This window comes from Flavobacterium sp. BFFFF1, from assembly GCF_002256285.1.
Lineage (GTDB): Bacteria > Bacteroidota > Bacteroidia > Flavobacteriales > Flavobacteriaceae > Flavobacterium.
Genome location: NZ_NKJE01000001.1, coordinates 144,554 through 167,734 on the forward strand (window position 1 = coordinate 144,554; position 23,181 = coordinate 167,734).

Here is a 23,181-nt window from a genome sequence, read left to right on the forward strand (position 1 = left end):
TCGAATTGTACTGCTTTTACTGAAAAGTCTGATTGGAGACTATTCCTCTATTAGCTTTTTTATATTGATATTGTCCGGCAGCCTGCCAACATTCTGCAATTTTATGGCAGCAAGTTTTTGGGCAATTGTCATGCTCTTCTCCAGGTCTTTCTGATGCAACTGGGCATACAGGAATCCGGTCCAGAAAGCGTCTCCAGCGCCGGTACTGTCTTTGACTTCATTAATAGCCATGGCTTTTTGGAAGAACAATCCCTGATCGACGTCAGAGACCGCCACACCGTTTTTACCTTTAGTCAGGCAGATTGTTTTAGCGCCCAATTCATGAAAAAAATCAAAAATATACTCTTCTGATTTCACTGCGGCAAACAGTCGGTAACAGTCGTCTTCGCTTAATTTCACCAGCGGATCATTTGCCAGATATTGTTGCAGCACCTGTTTCGCCTCTTCACGGTTAGGCCAGATCCTTTCGGAAAAATTGATGTCTATACTGAGTTGCAAACCGAGTTCTTTCGCTTTTTGGGCACGGTTCAAAATGGTTTGACGTGCTGGATTTTTACTTAAGGCAAAGCAGGTCGTATGAAATATACGGGCATCGGCAAGCACGTCATCGGGCAGCTGCGATTCGTAGATCTCACAGTCGGCTTCGCGATAAGGGATAAAATCCGGGGTCTCAGTTGATTTGGAAACGAAAATAACGGAAGTTGGTGATTGATCGGATTTGCCAATATTATCTACCGAAACATTGTTGTCCTTTAGCTTCCTGAGGATGTAATCACCCAATCCATCCTGGCCGCATGACGCTACAAGCAGCGCATTCAGTCCCAAACGTGACGCGTTTACCGCCACATTCGTAGGAGAGCCTCCTAAAAAGCGATGGTAATCTTTGGTCCTGTTGATCGAAGTGTTCATTTCATGACCGATAAAATCAATCAAAACTTCTCCTACGCAAATGATATCTATTGATTTCAACTTAAATTAAAAATTTAAAATTATGGTGAATAGCCCGATCTAATAAAATGGTTGCCGCTGCACTCCAGGCGCAAAAAGCAACCCCGTTTGGCGCAGCCGTACTGGTATTGAAGTTTTCGTAAAAAGAAAAATCATTGACGGCATTGGCCGAATTTATCTTTTGCAAAATGAGCGAAGCGCGCTCATTTTCAGATTTCGATATCAGCGCCAATCCAAAAAATCCGTTTACCATGGGCCAGCTTCCGCCATTATGGAACTCATAGGGATGATTCCGGAACTCGTATTTATAGTTGTTTTTTAGCAAATGCCAGTCTTCATCATCATCAAAAACCGGAGGCCAGAAAGCGGGAAGTAATCCCAAATCAGTGGCTGATGCTATTGAAACCGCCTTTTTTACGATATGCTTTTGAAAGGCTTTAGCACCAATATTTAAAAGCAACGCGAGCGAATTGGCGAAAGCGTCAAATTGGGTTTTATAACCCGAAGGCGAAAAGGAGCAGGGCAGGAAATCCTGGAAAGTATGCGAATCGTATGCGCGTTCATGGAATTTTTCGCCGGTAACGCGCGGGAGATAGTTGGCCTCAATTTGAGCGGTTACCTGAACGATTTTCTCCGCAATTGATTCCTTCTGCGCAAAATGATGATAACCCTTTAAGGCCCATAACCGCAACAATTGGTCATACAATACATAGCCGTCAGTGATGTATTCATCGGCCCAGTTTCCAGACAGCGGCACATAGAGTAAATGCTTGTTGTTGAATTCCCACGCCTGTAAGAGCGAAAGGCATTTTTCAATTTTAGGAATATATTGATTTAGAAATGTATCGTCTCCTGTATGAAATGCATATTGCGTCACACCGATGACAAACCAGGTCACCGCATCGACCCTTCCTGCCAATCCGCCATAACTGATTTCAATTTTACTCCCTTCGACCAAAACATTGGATGGAATGGTCCCGACTTCATGTTGGTTTTCTGCCAATGTGATTAACGTTGCCCTGAAAGCCGCAATCAGTTCCTCATCTTCGGACGCCAAAGCCGCCAGGCCACAAATGACGCCGTCACGCGCCCAGACCCGGCTGTAATTCGTAGTTTGCTCAGCGCTGGCTACAAAACCAGCTGGCGTAGTGACCTTTCGCAATAAGGCAATGGCTTTTTCGTATGCTACGTCAGACATTATTATGTTCTTTTTTTGTGGAAATAAGCAAGGTGAAGATGGCGCTGACGGCCAGCAATATTCCTGCAAAAGTGACTGCAAGCCGCGCATCATTGTGTAAGAAATGCTCCATGATATACCCAAATGATATGGTTTGGACAAACATCGGAATGACAATCATCATGTTGATGATCCCCATGTAAACTCCGTACCGCTCTTTCGGGATATTGGAAACGATCATCAGGTAAGGGATCCCCATCATACTGGCCCAACCGATACCGAACCCAGTGATTGCTGGGAATAACAGGTATTTATTTTCGATGTGTGGAAAAATTAAAAACCCTATCGATGCCAAAATTAAACAACTAAAATGAACCCATTTCGGGGAGAACTTTTTCGCGAAATACACCAATGAAAAAGCGCATAAAAACGTCACAATATTGTACCAGCCGTTTACCAGGCCGGTCCAGCCTACCGCTTCCTCATACAATTTAATATCCTTTTCAGGTGTAGTATGCCACACCGAGAGTGCGATGCTTTTAGAAGAATTTTGCCAATAACAAAACAGCGCATACCATTGGAATAAGTAAACCAAAGCCAGCTGCCACATGACCTTCGGCATTTCCTTTACGGCGATGGCAATGTCAATGAATGGGGTCAGCACGTTGACCTTTGCTGATTTTATCAATTTCAATTCTTCATCTGTCGGGGGAATTTCCTTCGTCGTGTATGAACTCCACCACACCGATCCTATCGAACATAACGATCCGAGAAAAAATGAGGCGTAAACCCATGTTGGCAGTTTTCCGATGGTTCCTACAAAAATCAATGGAAAGATAAAAAGCGAGAGGTTCGCCAGGGTTTGCCCAAATCCGGTAAAAAAGCTCTGTGCCTGGAAACCTGTGGGCTGCTGGGATTCATCAAGCTTGTCGGCGATAAAAGCGCGGTACGGCTCCATCGCAGTATTGTTTCCTGCATCGAGTATCCATAGCAAACCGGCAGCCATCCAAAGCGAACTGCTGAATGGAAACAGAAACAACGCGATACTGCAAATCAAGGCTCCAATAAGGAAAAATGGCTTCCGCCTGCCGCCCAGTCGCGGAGACCAGGTTTTATCGCTGAGCGCACCGATGATCGGCTGAATCAGCAATCCGGTCAAAGGACCGGCCAAATTCAGTAACGGAATCTGGTCCGGGTGTGCGCCGAGAAAATCATAGATCGGGTTGACGGCACTCTGTTGCAGACCAAAGCTATACTGAATACCGAAAAAACCGACATTCATTTTGATGATCTGCCAAAAACTGAGGTTTATTTTCCTGCCCATAATTTATACTTCCAGCTGGTTGAATTAAATGTATCAATTTATGCTTTTAAAAAATAATTCCCACACCATGATTGGCATAGGAATTATAAAAACAAAACATGAAATCAAACTTAAAACTTATATGATAACGACATAGAAAGCGATCTTCCCGGCAAAGGTCTTGCCCTTACATAATTGACCGTATTCTCTGTAATACTTCCTTCTTCCGCTTCCGTAATGGCTAATGTGTTGAGTAAATTGTTTCCGGAAAGGTTTAACGAAAGCCCTTTGGTCACTTCAAATTCTACAAACCCATTTACAATAAGGAACCCATCCATAACCAGCTGGTTGCTGTCCTGGGTGTAGGCTTTGGTCTGGCCGATAAAGCTCAATCCGACAGCATTCCTGTTTTGTGAGAATTTATAAGTTGGAATGAAGTTGTACATCATTTTTGGCTGCCTTCTCGGATCATTGCCTTCGTTAGCGCCAGTCGTCACTTCCGCTTTCGTGTAAGTAAAACCACCGCGCAGGTTCAGGCTTTCGGTGGCATTGTATGACGTTTCCAATTCCAGTCCCATTGACTTATAATCGTTGTCGATGATGCTGTTTGAAGTCGCTTCATACCCGCCTTGCTCATTTGTTTTTGCACTGAATACGGTTGCATACACATAGCCTTTATCGAATTTTCTTTTATATCCTACTTCTGCCTGGTTTAGGAAATCCAACGCGTTGATCTTATCTCCGTCAAGGTAGTTCAGCCCTGAAAACAGGATTCTGTCTGCCTTCGCAGATGCTCCCCTACTGTACCTTGCAAAAACCGACTGCCCTGCATCAATCAGGTAATTAGCGCCTAGTGTATAAGAAACATAATCATATTGATAATCTACCGCAGTGCTGTTCGCTGTATTTACTGCAAATACATTTTGCTCAGGAACTGAAATGGCACCATCATTGTTGATATCGAATGCAGCGGAAGTCCCTCCGGCAAATGACCCGTTAACCTGGCCTTTGTCATAACGAACACCACCTTCAAGGGAAAGCTTATCGGTAGCATCAAAGCTAATATTTGCATAAGGAGCTGACACGTTGTATTGCGTATCATAATTTCTGGCCAGATTGCCCCATGCCGGCGTTCCATAAGCATAAAGTCCGTTTTCCGACAACAGGTTGCCACCAGCATCAGTAACATTAATCAAGCGCGGATTGCTATCAGACACTTCCTGTAGGTAAGAGTTCCAAAGCCACGACATTGAAATGTTTTGGATGGACTTAAAATACCCTGCTGTCACGCCCACTTTGTTAAACTTTTTAGTAATACGCAAATCGTTCATAAAGTTATCCATATTGTTGAGCTGCGTGTCAAACATGTGGATACGGGCTACCAAACCGTTGGCAGTGTTAAAAGCGCTTCCATCGTTCGCATACGTTAATGTCGAACCGGCGCCAAACGAAGTTGCAATAGCTGCTGCGGTACCCACTTCAGCAGGGAATGGCGCTATGAATAAACCACTGTTCGATGAGAAACGCCCATTCTCAGTTACTTTCCATCCATCGCCCAATTGGAAATTGGCGCTTGCCCCGATTGATTTCGACACCGGATGCATGCCGTCCGACACTTTCGCGCGACGCAATTCACCATTAGGACCTAAGCCTACGTTTTGGTCAAGAAAAACCGACTGCATCGCACCTGATGTGGCGTCATAACCTTTGATGCTTCCCCAATTTGGGCTTGCGTTTGTGCCGGAAACTTCTAAAGGCATTGGCATGTAAGCCGCCGCACGGTCATTCAGGAACTTTGCATATACGGTAACCGAACCAGTTTCAAATTCCTTAGTCACATTAAATTTCACCTGTCCGCCGTTGTTGGCAATAAACCCTGGGCTTCTCACCCCTTCACCTGCCCGGTAAAAACCTCCTGCATGAAAAAACAGTCCGTCACCAATTTTGGCTCCGTATTCTAAATCTGTACGGAAATCATTGTAGTCCAGACCGAAACTGGTCGCCATGCTTCCACCTTCCGTTTTTCCAGTCTTGCTAATGAAGTTGATGATTCCGCCCGGTGCGTTTGACGATAAGGTCGACGCTGATCCACCACGGATGGCTTCAATTTTAGCAATATTCCTGTCAAATCGCGTGAAGATGTCAGCGGTAGCAAAAGCGATATCGCCATACAGCAACACAGGAAGTCCATCCTCCTGAATTTGCAGGTATTTCGATCCTCCGGAAGAGATTGGCACACCGCGCACAGCAATGTTCGCATTTCCTTCACCCCCTGACGATTCCGAACGTATGCCGGGAATGGTCCTGAAAATCTCGGCAGTCGATCTTGGTGCTGATTGCTCCACCTGTTTTACATCCAACGTGGTAATGGAAACGCTGGATTTAATTTTGGATTTTGGATTCACAACCCCGGTAACAACCACTTCTTCGAGTGATTTCGCGTCATCCTGAAGTTGAAAATTCAAAACCGTTTTGCCGGAAATGGCAACCGATTTTTTTTGTGTGGTCAGTCCTATAAAAGAGACGGTAACCGAAGTAGTCCCTTCTGCAAGGCCGGAAATACTAAAATTCCCGTCAGTATCTGTTATTGATGATTTGGAGGATTCAACAACAACATTTGCCCCAATCACTGGCTCTCCTTTGGCGTCTGTTACCTTTCCGGAAAGACTGCCTGATTGCGAAAATGATTGATTAAAGAGCATCACTGCCACAATAACCAGCATCTTTTTCAAAAACTGCGTAATGTTTTTCATTTGTTTTGGTTTAATAGTTAAATATGAATGTTTTTTTTCGAAATTAATTTTTTTAACGCCAAATTCTTACGAATTTCAACCGAAAACGTTTTCGAAATAACCGAAAACGTTTTCGGCGTTGTTTTAATATTTTTTTATCATATTTGTTAAATGAGAGATATCACCTTAAAACAGATTGCCGAAACGTTGGGTATTTCGATCACTACGGTCTCGAAAGCGCTAAAAAACTATCCTGATGTCAGTGCAAAGACAAAGAAGGCAGTTTTGGATTTAGCGCACTCCCTAAGTTATACGCCAAATAGTTTTGCGGTAAACCTGCGTACTAAAGAATCGCGTACCATCGGCCTTATTATTCCGGAAGTCGTTCATCATTTTTTCTCGAGTGTAATCAATGGGATTATCGATGAAGCTGAAAAACACGGTTATCTTGTGATCATACTTCAGTCGAGTGAATCGCTGGAACTCGAGAAGAAGCAAATGGAACTTCTGATGAACAAAAGGGTGGACGGAATTATCATGTCGTTGTCGAACGAATCAAACGATGATGAACATATCAGGGAGGTCATGCGAAAAGAAATCCCATTTGTGATGTTTGACAAGATTTCAAAACTGATTCCGTGCTCCAAAGTCATCATTAACGACCAGAAAGCAGCGTTCGAAGCGGTATCCCACCTGATTCAGAAAGGTTGTAAAAAAATCGCCCACATCCGTGGACCGGTGAATCCTCAAAATGCAATCGACCGTTTTCTAGGCTATAAAAAAGCGCTTGAAAAAAACAATATCCCCTATGACCCAAAACTGGTGTATACCTGCAAAAATGTAACTTTTGAGGAAGGGCGCCTATTTGCAGAGCAGATCGCAGCGGAACATGCTGATGTAGATGGTGTTTTTGTAATTACTGATTTGGTGGCGGTCGGCGTTTTGGACTACTTCAATGAAGTGAACATAAAAGTCCCACAGCAGGTCCGCGTGATTGGGTTTAGCAATTGGTTTATGTCACAAGTCATCACCCCGAAATTGAGCACGGTCAATCAGCCCAGTTTTGAAATGGGAACCGCCGCATTCAGGCTATTGCTGGAGGAGATGAACGCTAAAAAAGACATGACTTCTTTTAAAACAAGGACCATCGAATTGGAAACGCAGGTGATCGCCCGCGATTCTACCTTATAAAGTCGATATTTCTGAGCAGTCCTTCATATTTCGTGCGCTTTACTGCAGAATTCTTAAATACTTTCCGGAAGGTATCTTCGGTAATCTCTTCCCAGTCTTTTTTTGTCATGCCGAGCAGGTCTGGATGGGGATTAAGAAGCGGTTCGTCATGTGGGGTAGAAAAGCGGTTCCAGGGACATACTTCCTGGCAGATGTCGCAGCCGAAAGCCCAGTCATCAAACTTCCCTTTCATCTCGACGGGAAGGTTATCCTTCAATTCGATCGTGAAATACGAAATGCATTTGCTGCCGTCGACCACATAAGGCGCGATGATGGCACCCGTGGGGCAGGCATCGAGACAGGCGGTACAGGAACCACAATGGTCTGTCACTGCATGATCGTATTCGAGTTCGATATCAAGAATAAGTTCGGCGATAAAGTAAAACGAACCCACCTTCTGGGTTAGCAGGTTGCTATTCTTACCAATCCAGCCAAGTCCGCTTTTGGCTGCCCAGGCTTTGTCTAAAACCGGCGCGGAGTCCACAAAAGCCCTTCCGCCTACTTCACCTATTTCGTTTTGGATGGAATGAAGTAATTCCTTAAGTTTTTCTTTGATAACGAAATGATAATCCTGACCGTAAGCGTAGCGGGAAATCTTATAGGCATCCTCAACCTGTGCTTCAGCGGGATAATAGTTTAGCAGCAGGGAAACCACACTTTTGGCACCATCGACAAGCTTTGTAGGATCGAGGCGTTTGTCGAAATGGTTTTCCATATAAGACATCTGCCCATGGCGGTTGTGGTTCAGCCAGGCTTCGAGGCGGGGTGCTTCTTCTTCAAGGAAACCTGCTTTTGAGATGCCGCAAGAAAGAAAGCCGAGTCTTTTGGCTTCGGATTTGATGTATTGTGCGTATTTATGCCTGTTTTCGATCATGCGCTGCAAAGATACACAAAGCATCATTTGGAAACGGATACCCGCGTTAGGGATTGAAGCGGAAATCCTTTTAGCTTAACCCTTTCAGGGTTTCGAAGCCCTGAAAGGGTTGCTAAAAGATTGAAGCAGAAAGCCAGGCCGCAGGCAACGCCCAAAAATCATAAATGGCTGTTGATCCAATCCACAATGGAATCCAACACGATCTTCTCCGAATCGGGTTCATTCATGCCTACATCGTGGCCCTTGCCTGCCATGGTAATCAACTTTGAATCCACATTGTTTTTTTGTAAAAGTGCGCTCAAATCAACCGATTGCTGATAGGGCACTAAAGGATCGTCTGTACCGTGAATCAATAGCGTCGGGATGTTTGCGATTTGTGAATAAGGGCTTATGGCGGTAAAAGCTATGTTCGGTTTTCCTTTGCCGGAATATTTAGCGTTGGCAAGGAGTTCGATGTTAGGAAGCAGGCCATTCTTTTGGATGAATTGCAGCATCTCCTCCGTATCGAGACGTGAGGGAGCGCAGAGTGCGGTAATGGACTTGATTTTCCTACTGGTCGTATATCCAAACATCAATGCGAGATGTGCCCCGGCACTCACTCCCGCGATGTGGTAACCCGTTTGGCTATAGCCATAGGTCACCGATTGTTTTGAAACGAAATCTATTGCCTGATCTATATCATTGAGCAGATCTGCCGCATGAACTTCGTCGCTTACATAACGGTAATCGACATTCGCCACAACCATGCCCTTATCTCGAAGGTCACGGGCGTGCTTCTCGGTATATTCATTGCCACCCATCATCCAGGCGCCTCCGTGGATAAGAATCAGTACCGGAGTCCTGGTATTGATCGTATCCGGAAGGTATAAATCAAGACGATGTTGCTTTTCTACGCCGTATTGCAGATGGATATCCTGTTCCTTGTTTTGGCTGAAAACAATGGTGGTGAAAAATAACAATGCAATGGCCGGTATGCCTTTCATAGTCAAGTGATTTAGGTTTCGTTGTTAATCGGTATAGAAAAATACGCTATTCGATTTGGCGATCTAAAATAATCCGCCCTGAATATTAATTTTGACCTTGCCGAGATGCTTATAGGCTTTTTCGGTAACTTCTCTTCCGCGCGGGGTACGCATGATGAAGCCCTCCTGGATCAGGAACGGCTCATAAACTTCTTCGATGGTTTCGCTGCTTTCAGAGACTGCTGTCGCCAATGTCGAAAGTCCAACAGGACCACCTTTAAACTTATCGATGATCGTGATTAGGATTTTGTTGTCCATTTCATCGAGGCCATGGGCGTCCACATGCAATGCTTTTAAAGAGTACCTGGCGATTTCAATGTCGATTTTGCCATTTCCCTTAATTTGGGCGAAGTCGCGTACCCGGCGCAACAGCGCATTGGCGATACGTGGTGTTCCGCGGCTGCGTCCGGCAATTTCTATCGCGGCTTCCATAGTTATCGGCATTTTTAATATGGACGAGCTGCGCTGGACTATGGTGGTGAGTAACTCGGTTGTGTAGTATTGAAGTCGGCTCTGTATCCCAAAGCGCGCGCGCATCGGTGCTGTGAGCAAACCTGAACGTGTTGTAGCGCCCACGAGTGTAAAGGGATTCAAATTAATCTGGACTGAACGGGCATTGGGACCAGATTCAATCATAATGTCAATTTTAAAATCCTCCATTGCAGAATAAAGGTATTCTTCCACAACTGAACTTAAACGATGGATTTCGTCTATAAACAAAACGTCCCGGTCCTCGAGATTTGTCAGGAGTCCAGCAAGATCCCCGGGTTTATCCAATACCGGCCCGGATGTAATTTTGATCCCCACACCAAGTTCATTTGCAAGAATATTAGCCAATGTCGTTTTCCCCAAACCGGGCGGTCCATGAAATAAGGTATGGTCCAGCGCCTCGTTTCTTTGATTTGCAGCCTCAACAAACACCTTAAGATTGTCTAGAACCTGATCCTGTCCTGCAAAGTCATCAAATGCCAACGGACGGAGCCGCTTCTCAAGGTCAAGCTCTTCAATGTTAAAGTTTTTATTGGTAGGGTCTAAATTTTCATTCATGGGGCAAATATAATTATTAAGCCGTTAAAAATCCGCTACCCAACATGATATCCAAGAGCTAATATAGCCTGAAACTCCGGATGCCTGGTAAGATACTTGGCTACAAAAGGACATAGTGGTGCCAGTTTGTATCCATGGTCCGTGATATAAAAAAGCGTGCGTTCTACTATGCGACTACCGACACCTTTGCCCTCAAGTGCATGAGGCACTTCGGTATGTGTGAGAAACATTGTATTATCGGTTGACAAAATGTATTCGATGAAAGCAATGTGGTTGTCCACTTTAAGCTCGAACCGCTTTTTCTCTTCATTGATATTAAAATCATCCATGGGTAGTACTGCCTTTAGTATTATTAGTGTAAAATGAAAGCGCTCCCGACGGACATGCTCCAATCTGCTTCATGAGCGCATCTGATGGCGCACCGAATTGATCTATCCACGGCTTTTCCTTCGGTTTAAAAACGTTGGGAAGTCCACGTGCACATACTCCCGAATGTATACACAGTTTAGGCTGCCAAACTATTGTGACATCGCCATTCGAATATTCCTTTAAATCTTCCATGCGAATATAATTTGCATAAATATAAATAATAAAACCCGACTGTAACAAAAAAGCCTTCCGTTGTGGAAGGCTTTTTTATATGAATTTTAGTGGTGCAACTCTTCTTCGCCCGGCTTCATTGGAACATTCTGCGGAACGAAATCTTCATCATGTCCAGGTTTGCTGTAATCATATGGCCACCTGTGAACTTCAGGAATTGGTCCATCCCAGTTTCCGTGGATGTGTTCAATTGGCGCAGTCCATTCCAAAGTGTTAGAACGCCATGGGTTTTGTACCGCTTTTTTACCGTAAAACATACTGTAGAAAAAGTTAAAGAGGAATACCAACTGAAATGCTCCACCAACTAGTGCGAACGTAGTAATCAAAACATTTACGTTTTGCAAATCGTCGAACAGCGGAAAGTTTGTATTCGTATAATACCTCCTCGGCAATCCAGCCATCCCGATGAAGTGCATTGGAAAAAACACCCCATACGCACAAATGGCAGTTACCCAAAAGTGGATATATCCTAAATTCTTATTCAGCATGCGCTTAAACATTTTCGGATACCAGTGGTAAATTCCAGCAAACATTCCGTACAATGCTGATATACCCATTACCAGGTGGAAGTGTGCAACGACAAAGTACGTATCGTGAACATTGATATCGAGCGTGCTATCTCCAAGAATAATTCCAGTAAGACCACCAGTGATAAAGGTTGACACCAACCCAATAGAGAATAACATCGCCGGATTCAGTTGGAGATTTCCCTTCCACAATGTAGTGATATAGTTAAAGGCTTTTACCGCAGAAGGAATCGCAATCAGCAATGTGGTGAATGTAAATACGGATCCAAGAAAAGGATTCATTCCCGAAATAAACATGTGGTGGCCCCAAACAATTGTTGATAGAAATGCAATCGCTAAAATGGAAGCGATCATCGCGCGGTATCCGAAAATCGGTTTACGCGAATTCGTAGCTATGACTTCGGACGTGATTCCCAAAGCAGGAAGCAGTACGATATAAACCTCAGGGTGACCAAGAAACCAAAACAAATGTTCGAATAACACCGGAGAACCACCTTGGTAATGCAGCACTTCTCCAGCAATGTAAATATCAGAAAGGAAGAAAGAAGTTCCAAAGCTTCTGTCCATAATCAACAACAATGCTGCAGATAACAATACAGGAAACGAAACAATACCAATTACAGCAGTAATGAAAAACGCCCAAATGGTCAACGGAAGCCTCGTCATGCTCATTCCCTTGGTCCTTAAATTGATTACGGTAACCACATAGTTCAGTGACCCCATCAAAGACGAAGCAATGAAAATTGCCATGGATACCAGCCATAGGGTCATACCAGCACCGGAACCAGGAATAGCCTGTGGTAATGCACTAAGTGGCGGATAAATCGTCCATCCAGCCGACGCAGGACCAGACTCCACAAACAATGAACATACCATAACCACGCTTGAAAGGAAAAACAACCAGTATGAAATCATATTCATAAAACCAGATGCCATATCACGCGCACCACATTGCAGCGGAATCAATAAGTTACTAAACGTACCGCTAAGTCCGGCCGTAAGCACGAAGAATACCATGATTGTACCGTGTATCGTCACAAGAGCAAGGTAAATATCATTACGCATCACTCCATTAGGAGCAAATTTATCACCTAAAATAAAATTAAAAATCTTAAAAGATTCTTCTGGCCACGCCAATTGCATCCTGAAAAGCATTGACATCCCAACACCGATTACACCCATAATAATACCGGTAATCAGGTATTGCTTTGCGATCATCTTATGATCGATACTAAAGATATATTTGGTAATGAATGTATCCTTATGGTGGTGCTCATCGTGAGCGTGTTCATCGTGTCCGTGATCGTGAGCTATTGCTGACATATGTACTTTAATTTTTATTTTAAAAGAAAATTATTTTTTAACTACTTGTGCTACAACTTTCATTGAGTCAGCAGCAGCGGGCGTTCCCACAGGCTTTTCAGCAGGAGCCTCTTTAGAAGCCTTATCATCTTTTATAGCCTGAGCTAAAGTTTTTTGGCTGTCTATCCACTTCTTGTAATCCTGTGGCTCATCAATTACTATTTTCATTTGCATGTTGTAGTGAGACTGACCGCAGATTTTGTTACATAATAATAGATAATCAAAAATGTATGGATCAAGTGGGGATTTACCTTCAGCCACCAAAATCTTGCTTTTCTCAGACCGAATCCTATTGATATTCTCTACTTTCTTGATCATATCCCCATCAGCACGCATCTCCACTGTTGTGATAGTAGGCGTAAACGAGAACTGGGTAACCATTCCCGGAACACAGTTCATTTGCGCCCTGAAATGTGGCATGTAAGCGGAGTGTAATACATCCTGTGACCGGAATTTAAAAAGTATCCTCTTTCCTTTCGGTAAATGCAATTCGGTAGCTGTCTTATCGTCCTGAGCATGTGGGTCGGCCATGTCTACACCCAAAGTATTTACTCCTTCGATATATCTTACGTTAGCCTTACCAAGCTTGTTATCTTCTCCAGAATACCTTGCCTCCCATTGAAACTGCTTAGCATACAGTTCAACCACGATTACGTCGTCGTTTTCATCTACGAACATGATATTGGTCCAAGCATATAAACCATAAAGGATTAAACCTGCAAGCACTACCGCAGGAATAACACTCCATACAAACTCCAATCTACTGTTGTCTGCAAAGTATAATGCTTTTTGGTCTTTTCTACCCCTGTATTTAAAGGCAAAATAATGAAGCAAAACTTGTGTAACAGCCTGAACAATAAAGATAAGCACCCAAGTAATATTCATCAGCCTGTCTATCTCTTTTCCGTGCTCGGATGCAGGATTTTTCAGTACAAAGTGGCCCCAAGTCAACAACCCATATATCGTGAAGATGTAAATGAAAGCCAAAAAGCCAAACATTAGGTAGCCCTGAATATTATTATCCTTGTCATCCGCAATCTGGGAATTGTCCCCGTGGCTTCCGACCTGAGTTAAATCAAATATTTTAGTCAGTTGCCAAACGGCAATAGATAATAGAACTAAAACAATAATTACCAACCAACTTGTCATCTGTTTGTACTTTAAATATTAATAATGAAAATGTTTACTTTCTTCAATAAACGGATTGCGTTTCGCCAACAATGGCACTTTAGTCAATGCAGTAAAGACGACCAAAATAAACAATCCTATGAAGAAGCACAATGATCCAATCTCAGGAATACCAATAAACCAACGGTCACCAACAGTTCCCGGCATAATCATATTGAAGAAATCAACATAGTGACCGAAAAGTATTACAATACCAGCCATTACAACCACCCACGTAAGGCGTTTGAAATCCGAATTGATTAAAATCAAAATTGGAAAGACAAAGTTCATAACCACTGCGCCAAAGAAAGGCAAGTTATACAGTTCAATCCTGGTCCAGAAGTAAGTTACCTCTTCAGGGATATCAGCGTACCAGATCAACATAAACTGTGAAAACCATAGGTAAGTCCAAAACACGCTGATGCCGAACATAAATTTCGCTAAGTCGTGGATGTGACTATTGTTTACAAATTCTAAATATCCTTTCGATTTCAGGTATAGCGTAACCATCGCAATTGTAGTAATACCGCTTACGAAGAAGCTGGCGAAAACGTACCATCCAAACAAAGTACTAAACCAGTGAGGATCCACTGACATAATCCAGTCCCATGACATAATCGATTCTGTTACAATAAAGAAAACAAGGAATGTCGCTGACATCTTAAAATTCTTTTTGTAAAATGAATTATCGGAAGACTCATCCTGAGCCAGACAATTCTTTCTTGAAAAATACCTGTAAAGGTTCCACCCGATAAGGAATATTGCAGCCCTGATGATCCAAAAAGGGAAATTAAGATACCCAGATTTAGCAGCAACAAGTTTGTCATAATTCTCATGTCCTTTCTGAGTGACACCTTCCGCCATCCAAACGAAAAGATGGTTGTAATGCATTCCCGCAAGGATCAACAACACGAAGAAAATTACCGACCCTACTGGAAGATAAGCCGTAATTCCCTGCATCACCCTGAACAACACGGGTGACCAACCAGCTTGCGCCACTTGCTGAATGGCATAAAACGCCAATGCACCAAGTGAAATAAGCATAATAAATATACATGCCACATATAAAGCAGCCCATGGTTTGTTTTGTAATTGTGTCAAAACATGCTTCAAATGATCTTCATGTTCAGCATGCGCCTCCGCTTCAGTCTGATGATGTTCAGCCGGCGCAGCATATTCTCCATCGTGGTGTTCCACATTGGCAACAGCTACCTTTGCAGAGTCAGTGGCCACGGTGTCTAAAGGTTTAACAGCAATAGTGTCTTTAGCTTCCATAACAACCTCTTCCGACTCATGAGCAACTTCTTTTTCAACAGACTGATTTTGCTGAGCAGGAAGTACTTTAGGCATTTCGTGAGCAGCTTCCTTAGCCGCTTCATGATGCCCGCCTCCATGATGCGCACTTTCAGCATCAAGAATTTTCTGAACGTCTTCAATATTTTTTGGTGCAGTTAAAAAACCATATCCAATTCCAAAAATCCCAAGAAGGATAAGAACTATTGAAAGTGTTTTTAATTTGCTTGAAAATGTGTACATATCTAATAAATCAGTGTGTTATACAATTTAAAGTTCGCTTTTAAGCTTCATTACATAAGCGGCCACCATCCAACGTTCATCGGTATTAAGCTGATTGGCATAGGATCCCATTGAATTCAGACCGTATGTCTGAACATGGAAAATACTTCCTTCGTTGATTACCCTGTCTTTATAACTTGGCACACCAAGAAATTTCTCCCGCTTAGCAAGATTCCCTTTCCCGTCCCCTTTTTCACCGTGACAGATTGCACAATAGATGTTGAACAACTGACCTGCTTTGTCCATGTCTACCGCAGTAGAATCAAGTGGCGATTTAGAAGTGGCTTTCGCCGCATCGTAACCTGCAGTTGTGTTAGCATAATCATAAGGGACAAATCCCCTTTTGATGGTTCCGTCAGGAGGCAACTGACCTTCCTTCCCATTCCTAAAAGCATTGGATTCTGAATAGGTTTCATAACCCACAGACTCATACATATTAGGCATATACTGATAATTCGGATTTTCCTTATTGTGACAGGAAACAGCAACTGCTGAAAATGCTAATAAAAACACTAATTTGTTTAAGGTTTTCATATCTGTTATTAATGTTTTTCAATTACTTTAACTTCAACTGCACCGGTATTCTGGAAAAAAGTGACCATGTCAGCCTCGTCTCCTTTTACTGCAACTTCCATCAAGAAGTGATCGTCTGTTGTTCTCACATCAGGGTTTTCGGCTTCCTTAAATGGCCATAACCTACTTCTCATATAAAAAGTAATTACCATAAGGTGGGCGGCAAAAAATACAGTCATCTCAAACATCACCGGTACAAACGCGGGCATGTTCTGGATATAACTAAAACTTGGCTTACCACCAATATCCTGTGGCCAGTCGGAAATCATGATGTTATTCATCATCCATGTGGCAAATGACAAACCACACAAACCGTAGATAAAAGCACAAATCGCTAATCTAGTGGGTGCAATTCCCATGGCCTTGTCTAATCCGTGAACCGGAAAAGGCGTAAAAACCTCTTCAATATGATGATGTGCAGCACGCGTTTTCTTGACGGCGTCCATAAGCACGTCATCATCGTTATAAATAGCGTAAATAACTTTATTACTACTCATGGTGTGAATCTTTATTTGCTTCTCTTATTCTTTTATAATTTTCTCCAGATGACTTCAGGATTGTTTTAACTTCTGCCTGAGCTATTACTGGGAATGCCCTTGCATAAAGGAGAAACAACACAAAGAAGAATCCTATTGTTCCTATGAAAATACCAATATCTACAAAGGTAGGCTGGAACATCGTCCAGGAAGATGGCAGGTAATCCCTGTGTAACGACGTTACAATGATTACGAACCTTTCGAACCACATCCCAATGTTAACGACGATGGAAATTACGAAAGAGAACATGATGCTGGTACGCAATTTTTTAAACCACATAAATTGCGGCGAAAATACGTTACAAGTCATCATTGACCAATATGCCCACCAGTAAGGACCAGTAGCCCGGTTAAGGAATGCGTACTGTTCGTATTCAACCCCTGAATACCAAGCCACGAACAACTCGGTAATGTAAGCTACACCAACGATAGATCCTGTAATCATGATGATAATGTTCATCAACTCAATATGCTGTACAGTAATGTAAGCTTCAAGATGGGACACTTTTCTCATAATAATCAATAGTGTGTTCACCATCGCAAAACCTGAGAATACAGCACCAGCAACGAAGTAAGGAGGGAATATAGTAGTATGCCAACCAGGAATTACGGAAGTGGCAAAGTCGAATGATACGATCGTGTGAACAGAAAGTACAAGTGGCGTTGCCAAACCGGCAAGTACAAGAGACACCTCTTCGAAACGCTGCCAATCTTTTGCACGTCCACTCCATCCAAAACTAACAATGCTATAAATTTTCTTCGTGAACGGGGTAACAGCCCTATCCCTGATCATCGCAAAATCAGGCAGCAAACCTGTCCACCAAAAAACCAATGAAACAGATAGATATGTCGAGATTGCGAACACGTCCCAAAGTAGAGGCGAATTAAAGTTAACCCAAAGTGATCCAAACTGATTCGGAATCGGTAATACCCAATAAGCCAACCAAGGACGTCCCATGTGGATAATTGGGAAAAGACCCGCCTGAACCACCGAGAAAATGGTCATCGCTTCTGCCGAACGGTTAATGGCCATTCTCCATTTCTGGCGGAATAATAAAAGTACCGCGGAAATCAAAGTACCGGCGTGACCGATACCTACCCACCAAACGAAGTTGGTAATATCCCAGGCCCAGTTTACTGTTCTGTTTAGACCCCAGACTCCGATACCTGTAGAGATGGTATAAGTGATGCATCCTATTCCCCAAAGGAAAGCGGCCAATGCGATTGAGAAAACCAACCACCATTGTTTATTAGCCCTTCCTTCAACAGGCGCGGCCACATCTACTGTTACATCGTGATAAGTTTTATCACCTATGACTAAAGGTTTCCTAATGGGTGCTTCGTAGTGAGACGACATAATCCTTTATATTGTTTCTGATTAATTATTTACTAAGTGTTTCTGACTTTCACGTGATAGAAAACATTTGGTTTTGTTCCCACATGCTCTAAAAGATGATACATTCTTTCATCTTCAGCCAATCTTGCCACTTCGCTTTCTTTGTTATTTACATCACCGAAAATCATAGCTCCTGAAGAACAAGCAGCCGAACATGCAGTTTCAAATTCGTCTTTTTTAACTTCTCTTCCTTCACGTTTTGCGGTGAGGATTGTAAGCTGTGTTTTCTGTATACACATGGAGCATTTTTCCATCACCCCGCGTGAACGAACATTCACATCAGGATTTAGTACCATACGTCCCATATCGTCGTTCATGAAGTAATCGAATTCACTGTTTTTGCTGTAAAGGAACCAGTTAAAACGACGTACTTTATAAGGACAGTTATTCGCGCAATATCTCGTTCCAACGCATCGGTTGTATGCCATGTGGTTTTGCCCCTGACGTGAGTGCGATGTGGCCGCTACCGGACATACTGTTTCACAAGGTGCATGGTTACAGTGCTGACACATCACCGGCTGGAATGCAACCTGTGGATTTTCCGCATATGCAATTTCCATTTCACCAAAACCACTCAAAGAGCCTTTCTTACCCCACAATCCGCTGAAATTTTCCTTTTTATCGTCGTCCTTAGCGAAGGTCTCTTCGGAAGAGTAGTACCTATCAATACGCAACCAATGCATATCACGGCTTCTTCTCATTTCCGTTTTTCCAACCACCGGAACATTATTTTCAGCATGGCAGGCAATCACACAAGCCCCACAACCTGTACAGGCATTTAAATCGATCGAAAGATTAAAATGATGACCAACCGAATGATCAAAAGACTCCCATAAATCCACTGAAGTAGCCGGAACTTCTTTATGGTCCAGAGAAACCATCGGCTGCTCGTTCCATTTCTCTGCTTCTTCAGTATTGAAGACGGTCAATGTCGTCTCTTTGATAATATCTCCACGGCCCATCAATGTCTTCTGCAGCTGAATGCAGGCAAATTCATGTGAACCTGAAGATTTTGTTACTTTAACTGACTGAACATCGTTAAAGCCGTTATATAAAGTGTAGGCATTAACTCCTACCTGCATTTCTTCTTTTAAAGCAGCCTTTTTACCGTACCCTAGTGCTACACCAATAGTACCAGAAGCCTGCCCTGGTTGAATGATAACCGGAACATTTTCCAGTTTAACACCATTCACTTCAAGCGTTACATAGCTTCCGTTTAATCCTCCATTTGCCACATTATAATTCTCAAGACCCCACGCTTTCGCATCTTTGGCAGATACTGTCGCGTAGTTATCCCAGGAAACTCTGGTTATTGGATCTGGAAACTCCTGAAGCCAAGGGTTGTTTGCCTGCTGGCCGTCTCCCATTCCAGTTTTTGTATAAAGCACTAATTCGGTCCCAGCTGATTTTGACTGTGAAAGCGTAGCAGCAGCGGCCGAAGCATCGACATTTGCAGGGCTCATTGGCGTGATTGCACCTGTAAAGACGCCATCATGCACCACTTTATTCCATGTTGAACCAACAGTGTAAGCGGTAGAACTGGTTTTCAGATAGTCATAAAAAGTACCTGAATTTCCTGTCCATGCTAAAAGCGCTTCCTGAAATTGTTTTGTATTCGGGAATAATGGACGGATGGTTGGCTGCGTAAGAGCATAAGTTCCTTTCAACAGGCTTAAATCACCCCAAGATTCTAAATAATGGGTAGTACCAATTGCGATTCCGGAGTTCATCGCTGTTTCATCATCTTTTAAAGAGAATGTCACAGAATACTCCATTTTCTTAATGGCATCGCCAAATTCTTTTCCGTTCGGTAGCGTATATACAGGATTAACGCCATTCATGATCAGAACAGCAACTTTACCTGCTTTCACATCATTAACAACCTGATTCACTTTCTCGTTAGAACCTTTTCTAATCTGTCTCACTCCTGACCCTAAAAACGCCTCGCTCGCAAGCCTGCTGTTGATTGCCAAAACAAGCAGCTGGGCATTCTTATCCTGAATACCCGAAACCAAAAGTCCTTTCGAACCAGAAGACTTCAATTGTTGCGCGGCTTTGTCAACACCCGCCTTGATGTTTGCATCTAGAGATACAGAAGCCGATCCACCGACAACAACATTATATATATGAACCAAAGCTTGTTTTTGCTGCGCTGTAGTCATCGGAATTCTATTATCCGCAGCAGCACCCGACAACGTCATATTTGACTCCATCTGGAAATGTTTCGACATTTTCCCTTTAGAAGGAACTCTACCTTTTGCATAACCTGCATCGTAGCCACCACCCTGCCAGTCGCCAAGAAAATCAGCACCAACAGAGACAATAGTACCCGCCTTAGAAAAATCGTAATCTACCAAAGCACGTTCGCCATAAACCGCTTCGTAAGCATCAAGTGCTTCAGAAGAAGATACAGCATCATAAACAACATGTTTAGCAGTTGGATTCTGCGCGATAAATTCCGCAATTAATTTTTCAGTTGACGGACTCGCCAATGTGCTGGTCATTAAAACGACCTGTCCACCTTTCGCTTTTGCTTCAGCAAGACCCTTTTTTATTTTTGCATCAGCATCAGCCCACGACACATCTTTACCTTTTATCTTAGGATTTTTAAGACGCATGCTGTCATACAGTGACAAAATGGAAGCATGAACCCTGGCGTTGGCAGAAAACTGAGCGCCAGGCATTTTGTTGTTCTCTATTTTTATTGGACGGCCTTCTCTTGTTTTGACAAGAATATTTGCAAAATCAAAACCATCAAAGACAGAAGTTGCATAGTAATTAGCAATACCTGGAATGATCTGCTCCGGCTGCACCACATAAGGAATAGATTTAACTACCGGACCCTCACATGCCGCAAGCGATGCCGCTGCAGTAGAAAATCCAACGTACTTTAAGAAATCACGACGGGTAGTTGAAGAAGAAGACAATGCTTCTTTATCCCCAAGAAACTCATCCGTAGGAATTGCTTCAACAAACTCGTTATTTCTTAACGCCTCAACAATAGAACTATTTTCGTTTAGTTCTTCAACACTTTTCCAGTATTTTTTGTTTGATGACATCTTATATAAATATTAGCTTCTTAATAAATTTTGTTTTTCCGACCCGGCGTAACCGATTTTAATAATGGCATTTTCCACATTCAAGACCACCCATCTGCGCCGCAGTAAGTTTGTCTACGCCATATCTTTTGGAAAGTTCATCGTGTATTTTCTTATAATAGTCGTTGCCTTCCATTTTCACTTCAGTTTCACGGTGGCAATTGATACACCAACCCATTGTTAAAGGAGCGAACTGTTTTTGAACTTCGTAAGTCTGAACAGGCCCGTGGCATTTCTGACATTCAACGCCAGCAACCGTAACGTGCTGTGAGTGGTTAAAATAAGCAAAATCGGGAAGGTTGTGGATACGAACCCACTTCACAGGATGGGTCTTACCCGTGTACTTCTGAGCTGTTTTGTCCCAACCCACTGCTTCGTATAATTTTTGGATTTCTCCGGTGTAGTATTCTTTAGAATAGGCATAAGTAGAGTCTTTATCACCTTGGAATTCCGCAATATTCTTGTGACAGTTCATACAAACGTTCAATGAAGGAATTCCTGCGTTCTTACTAACCCTTGCCGAAGAGTGGCAATACTTACAATCAATACCGTTGTCTCCAGCGTGAATCTTGTGCGAGTAGTGGATTGGCTGTACTGGCTCATAACCCTGATCAACTCCGATCTGCATTAAGAAACCATAAACATAATATCCACTGGCAAGCAATAAGAATATCGCAGTAACCAAAACGAGAAATTGATTTTTAGCATACGCTTTCCAGATTGACATCGTCGGCTCAGCAGCCGCATATTCAACACCATTCGCCTTTGCAATTTTCTTGAGAACCCTCGTTACAAGGAACAGCATCACAATCAGGATAATCATCACGACGGCCAAGGCACCAAGAATTAGGTTATTGGACATCCCGCCTTCAGCATGAGTTCCCGGAGGCCCTGCAGATGTTGCAGGAGCAGCAGCAGGTGCAGGTTCCGATGTATAAGCAATAATATTATCGATATCAGTCGTTGACAATTGCGGAAAAGCCGTCATCACCGACTTATTGTTTTCTTCAAACAATTTTACGGCAGCAGCATCCCCGGACTTAATCATCTCGGAACTGTTGTGAATCCACTTGTAGAGCCATTCTTTATCATGCCTTTCTGCAACGTTCCTTAAAGCCGGGCCCGTAGCCTTAGCGTCAAGTTTGTGACATGCAGCACAATTGGAATTGAACAATGCCTTGCCCGCAGCAGCATCTCCTCCACCAGCAGTAGCCGCCATAGAAGCACCAGCAGCAGGAGCTGTAGTTGCAGCGGCAGGAGCAGGAGCAGCAGGAGCCTGAGCAAGGGAAGTAAGGGAAAAAGCCAGCAGAAAAGCTAAACTGTAATATAAATTTCTTGAAATCGAATTATGGTTACCCACCTTTTTCATATTTTAGATGATTATCGACTAATGATCGTACCGCCTTTTTTCCTGATTCTCAATGAAAAAGCACAATACACTCTTTTTAAACCTGCACAAAAATACGACTTAAGAACCATTCTCAAAACCTTAAATATATCTTAATAACCAATTTATACCAATTCTAAATAATTTTGCAAAGCCTGTTATTGCAGGAAATATTACATTTGTTTAAAAAACACATACTTATGAAAAAAACCAATCGGAAACCCGTTTTGTGCGTCATGGCAATTTTATTTTTGTCAGTAATTCCCGTGTTTTCGCAGGAGGCCAAAACTACCGTCACGCAGGATCCAAAATTCGAAAATCTCCTCAAAGAGAAGCGACGAATCAACTCTTCGATCACCGTAAATGACCGATACAAAATCCAGATTTATAACGGCGACAGCGAGAGCTCTAAAAAAACGCTGTCCGAGTTCAAGAAAGAGTTTAAAAACTTTGATGCAACCATTATATTTAATACGCCGTTTTATAAAGTCTGGGTAGGAAACTTTAAAACACGTATTGAAGCAGAACGCAACCTCAATGAGATTAAATCAAAGTATCCAAATGCATTGTTGATTAAGCCTAATAACTAATCAAGTCTGTTGTCGCCAGCTCCGATCGCAGCGGCAT

General features: G+C 42.9%; 19 protein-coding genes. 2 read left to right on the forward strand and 17 right to left on the reverse strand.

Features of this window, described 5'->3' with window-relative positions; translation table 11 throughout:
- Nucleotides 1-39: 39 nt before the first annotated feature.
- From CFE23_RS00555 to CFE23_RS00570, 4 genes are all read right to left on the reverse strand, one after another.
- Nucleotides 40-969, reverse strand: a complete 930-nt coding sequence (locus tag CFE23_RS00555; RefSeq protein WP_291082440.1) for a carbohydrate kinase family protein — start codon at nt 967-969, stop codon at nt 40-42.
- A 1-nt stretch (nt 970) separates the two neighbouring features.
- On the reverse strand, nt 971-2,146 hold the full coding sequence (locus CFE23_RS00560; RefSeq protein ID WP_291082442.1) for a glycoside hydrolase 100 family protein: 1,176 nt from the start codon (nt 2,144-2,146) through the stop codon (nt 971-973).
- Nucleotides 2,139-3,449 carry an MFS transporter gene (locus tag CFE23_RS00565; RefSeq protein WP_291082445.1) on the reverse strand — a complete coding sequence of 437 codons (1,311 nt, stop codon included), beginning with the start codon at nt 3,447-3,449 and terminating at the stop codon, nt 2,139-2,141. Before CFE23_RS00565 ends, CFE23_RS00560 begins: the two co-directional genes overlap by 8 nt.
- A 110-nt stretch (nt 3,450-3,559) precedes the next feature.
- The gene (locus CFE23_RS00570) at nt 3,560-6,181 is read right to left on the reverse strand and encodes a TonB-dependent receptor (protein WP_291082447.1); all 2,622 of its coding nucleotides are present in this window, start codon (nt 6,179-6,181) and stop codon (nt 3,560-3,562) included.
- 150 nt (nt 6,182-6,331) lie between these two features.
- Here CFE23_RS00570 and CFE23_RS00575 point away from each other — a divergent pair, with 150 nt between their 5' ends.
- Nucleotides 6,332-7,351 (forward strand): LacI family DNA-binding transcriptional regulator, encoded by a 1,020-nt coding sequence (locus CFE23_RS00575; RefSeq protein WP_291082450.1) that lies wholly within the window; start codon nt 6,332-6,334, stop codon nt 7,349-7,351.
- On the opposite strand, the gene queG is transcribed toward CFE23_RS00575, so the two are convergent.
- The 13 genes from queG to CFE23_RS00635 form a co-directional block, all read right to left on the reverse strand.
- On the reverse strand, nt 7,341-8,264 hold the full coding sequence (gene queG / locus CFE23_RS00580; protein WP_291082775.1) for a tRNA epoxyqueuosine(34) reductase QueG: 924 nt from the start codon (nt 8,262-8,264) through the stop codon (nt 7,341-7,343). The two genes, CFE23_RS00575 and queG, sit on opposite strands and share 11 nt — an antisense overlap.
- 158 nt (nt 8,265-8,422) lie before the next feature.
- Nucleotides 8,423-9,247 (reverse strand): alpha/beta hydrolase, encoded by an 825-nt coding sequence (locus CFE23_RS00585; RefSeq protein ID WP_291082453.1) that lies wholly within the window; start codon nt 9,245-9,247, stop codon nt 8,423-8,425.
- A 63-nt stretch (nt 9,248-9,310) separates the two neighbouring features.
- Nucleotides 9,311-10,333: a Holliday junction branch migration DNA helicase RuvB gene (gene ruvB, locus CFE23_RS00590; protein WP_291082456.1), complete on the reverse strand. Its 1,023-nt coding sequence runs from the start codon at nt 10,331-10,333 to the stop codon at nt 9,311-9,313.
- Nucleotides 10,334-10,368: 35 nt separating this feature from the next.
- Complete coding sequence (locus CFE23_RS16580; RefSeq protein WP_363331539.1) at nt 10,369-10,662, reverse strand: GNAT family N-acetyltransferase; 294 nt, start codon at nt 10,660-10,662, stop codon at nt 10,369-10,371.
- Nucleotides 10,655-10,894, reverse strand: coding sequence for a (4Fe-4S)-binding protein (locus CFE23_RS00595; RefSeq protein ID WP_291082459.1), 240 nt, complete (start codon nt 10,892-10,894; stop codon nt 10,655-10,657). The genes CFE23_RS16580 and CFE23_RS00595 overlap by 8 nt, the downstream gene beginning before the upstream one ends.
- Before the next feature lie 86 nt (nt 10,895-10,980).
- Nucleotides 10,981-12,783 carry a cbb3-type cytochrome c oxidase subunit I gene (locus tag CFE23_RS00600; protein WP_291082461.1) on the reverse strand — a complete coding sequence of 601 codons (1,803 nt, stop codon included), beginning with the start codon at nt 12,781-12,783 and terminating at the stop codon, nt 10,981-10,983.
- Nucleotides 12,784-12,813: 30 nt separating this feature from the next.
- Nucleotides 12,814-13,971, reverse strand: a complete 1,158-nt coding sequence (locus tag CFE23_RS00605; RefSeq protein ID WP_291082463.1) for a cytochrome c oxidase subunit II — start codon at nt 13,969-13,971, stop codon at nt 12,814-12,816.
- An 18-nt stretch (nt 13,972-13,989) separates the two neighbouring features.
- Entirely contained in the window at nt 13,990-15,525 is a 1,536-nt protein-coding gene (locus CFE23_RS00610; RefSeq protein ID WP_291082466.1) for a quinol:cytochrome C oxidoreductase, read from the reverse strand.
- Nucleotides 15,526-15,552: 27 nt separating this feature from the next.
- Nucleotides 15,553-16,098 (reverse strand): cytochrome c, encoded by a 546-nt coding sequence (locus CFE23_RS00615; RefSeq protein WP_291082469.1) that lies wholly within the window; start codon nt 16,096-16,098, stop codon nt 15,553-15,555.
- A gap of 8 nt (nt 16,099-16,106) precedes the next feature.
- Entirely contained in the window at nt 16,107-16,634 is a 528-nt protein-coding gene (locus CFE23_RS00620) for a DUF3341 domain-containing protein (protein WP_291082472.1), read from the reverse strand.
- Complete coding sequence (gene nrfD, locus CFE23_RS00625) at nt 16,627-18,030, reverse strand: NrfD/PsrC family molybdoenzyme membrane anchor subunit (RefSeq protein ID WP_291082475.1); 1,404 nt, start codon at nt 18,028-18,030, stop codon at nt 16,627-16,629. The genes CFE23_RS00620 and nrfD overlap by 8 nt, the downstream gene beginning before the upstream one ends.
- Nucleotides 18,031-18,062: 32 nt before the next feature.
- The gene (locus CFE23_RS00630) at nt 18,063-21,128 is read right to left on the reverse strand and encodes a TAT-variant-translocated molybdopterin oxidoreductase (protein WP_291082477.1); all 3,066 of its coding nucleotides are present in this window, start codon (nt 21,126-21,128) and stop codon (nt 18,063-18,065) included.
- A gap of 58 nt (nt 21,129-21,186) precedes the next feature.
- The gene (locus CFE23_RS00635; protein ID WP_291082480.1) at nt 21,187-22,536 is read right to left on the reverse strand and encodes a c-type cytochrome; all 1,350 of its coding nucleotides are present in this window, start codon (nt 22,534-22,536) and stop codon (nt 21,187-21,189) included.
- A gap of 254 nt (nt 22,537-22,790) precedes the next feature.
- Between CFE23_RS00635 and CFE23_RS00640 the strand changes: the two genes are divergently transcribed.
- The gene (locus tag CFE23_RS00640) at nt 22,791-23,144 is read left to right on the forward strand and encodes an SPOR domain-containing protein (protein WP_291082778.1); all 354 of its coding nucleotides are present in this window, start codon (nt 22,791-22,793) and stop codon (nt 23,142-23,144) included.
- The last annotated feature ends 37 nt before the right edge of the window (nt 23,145-23,181 follow it).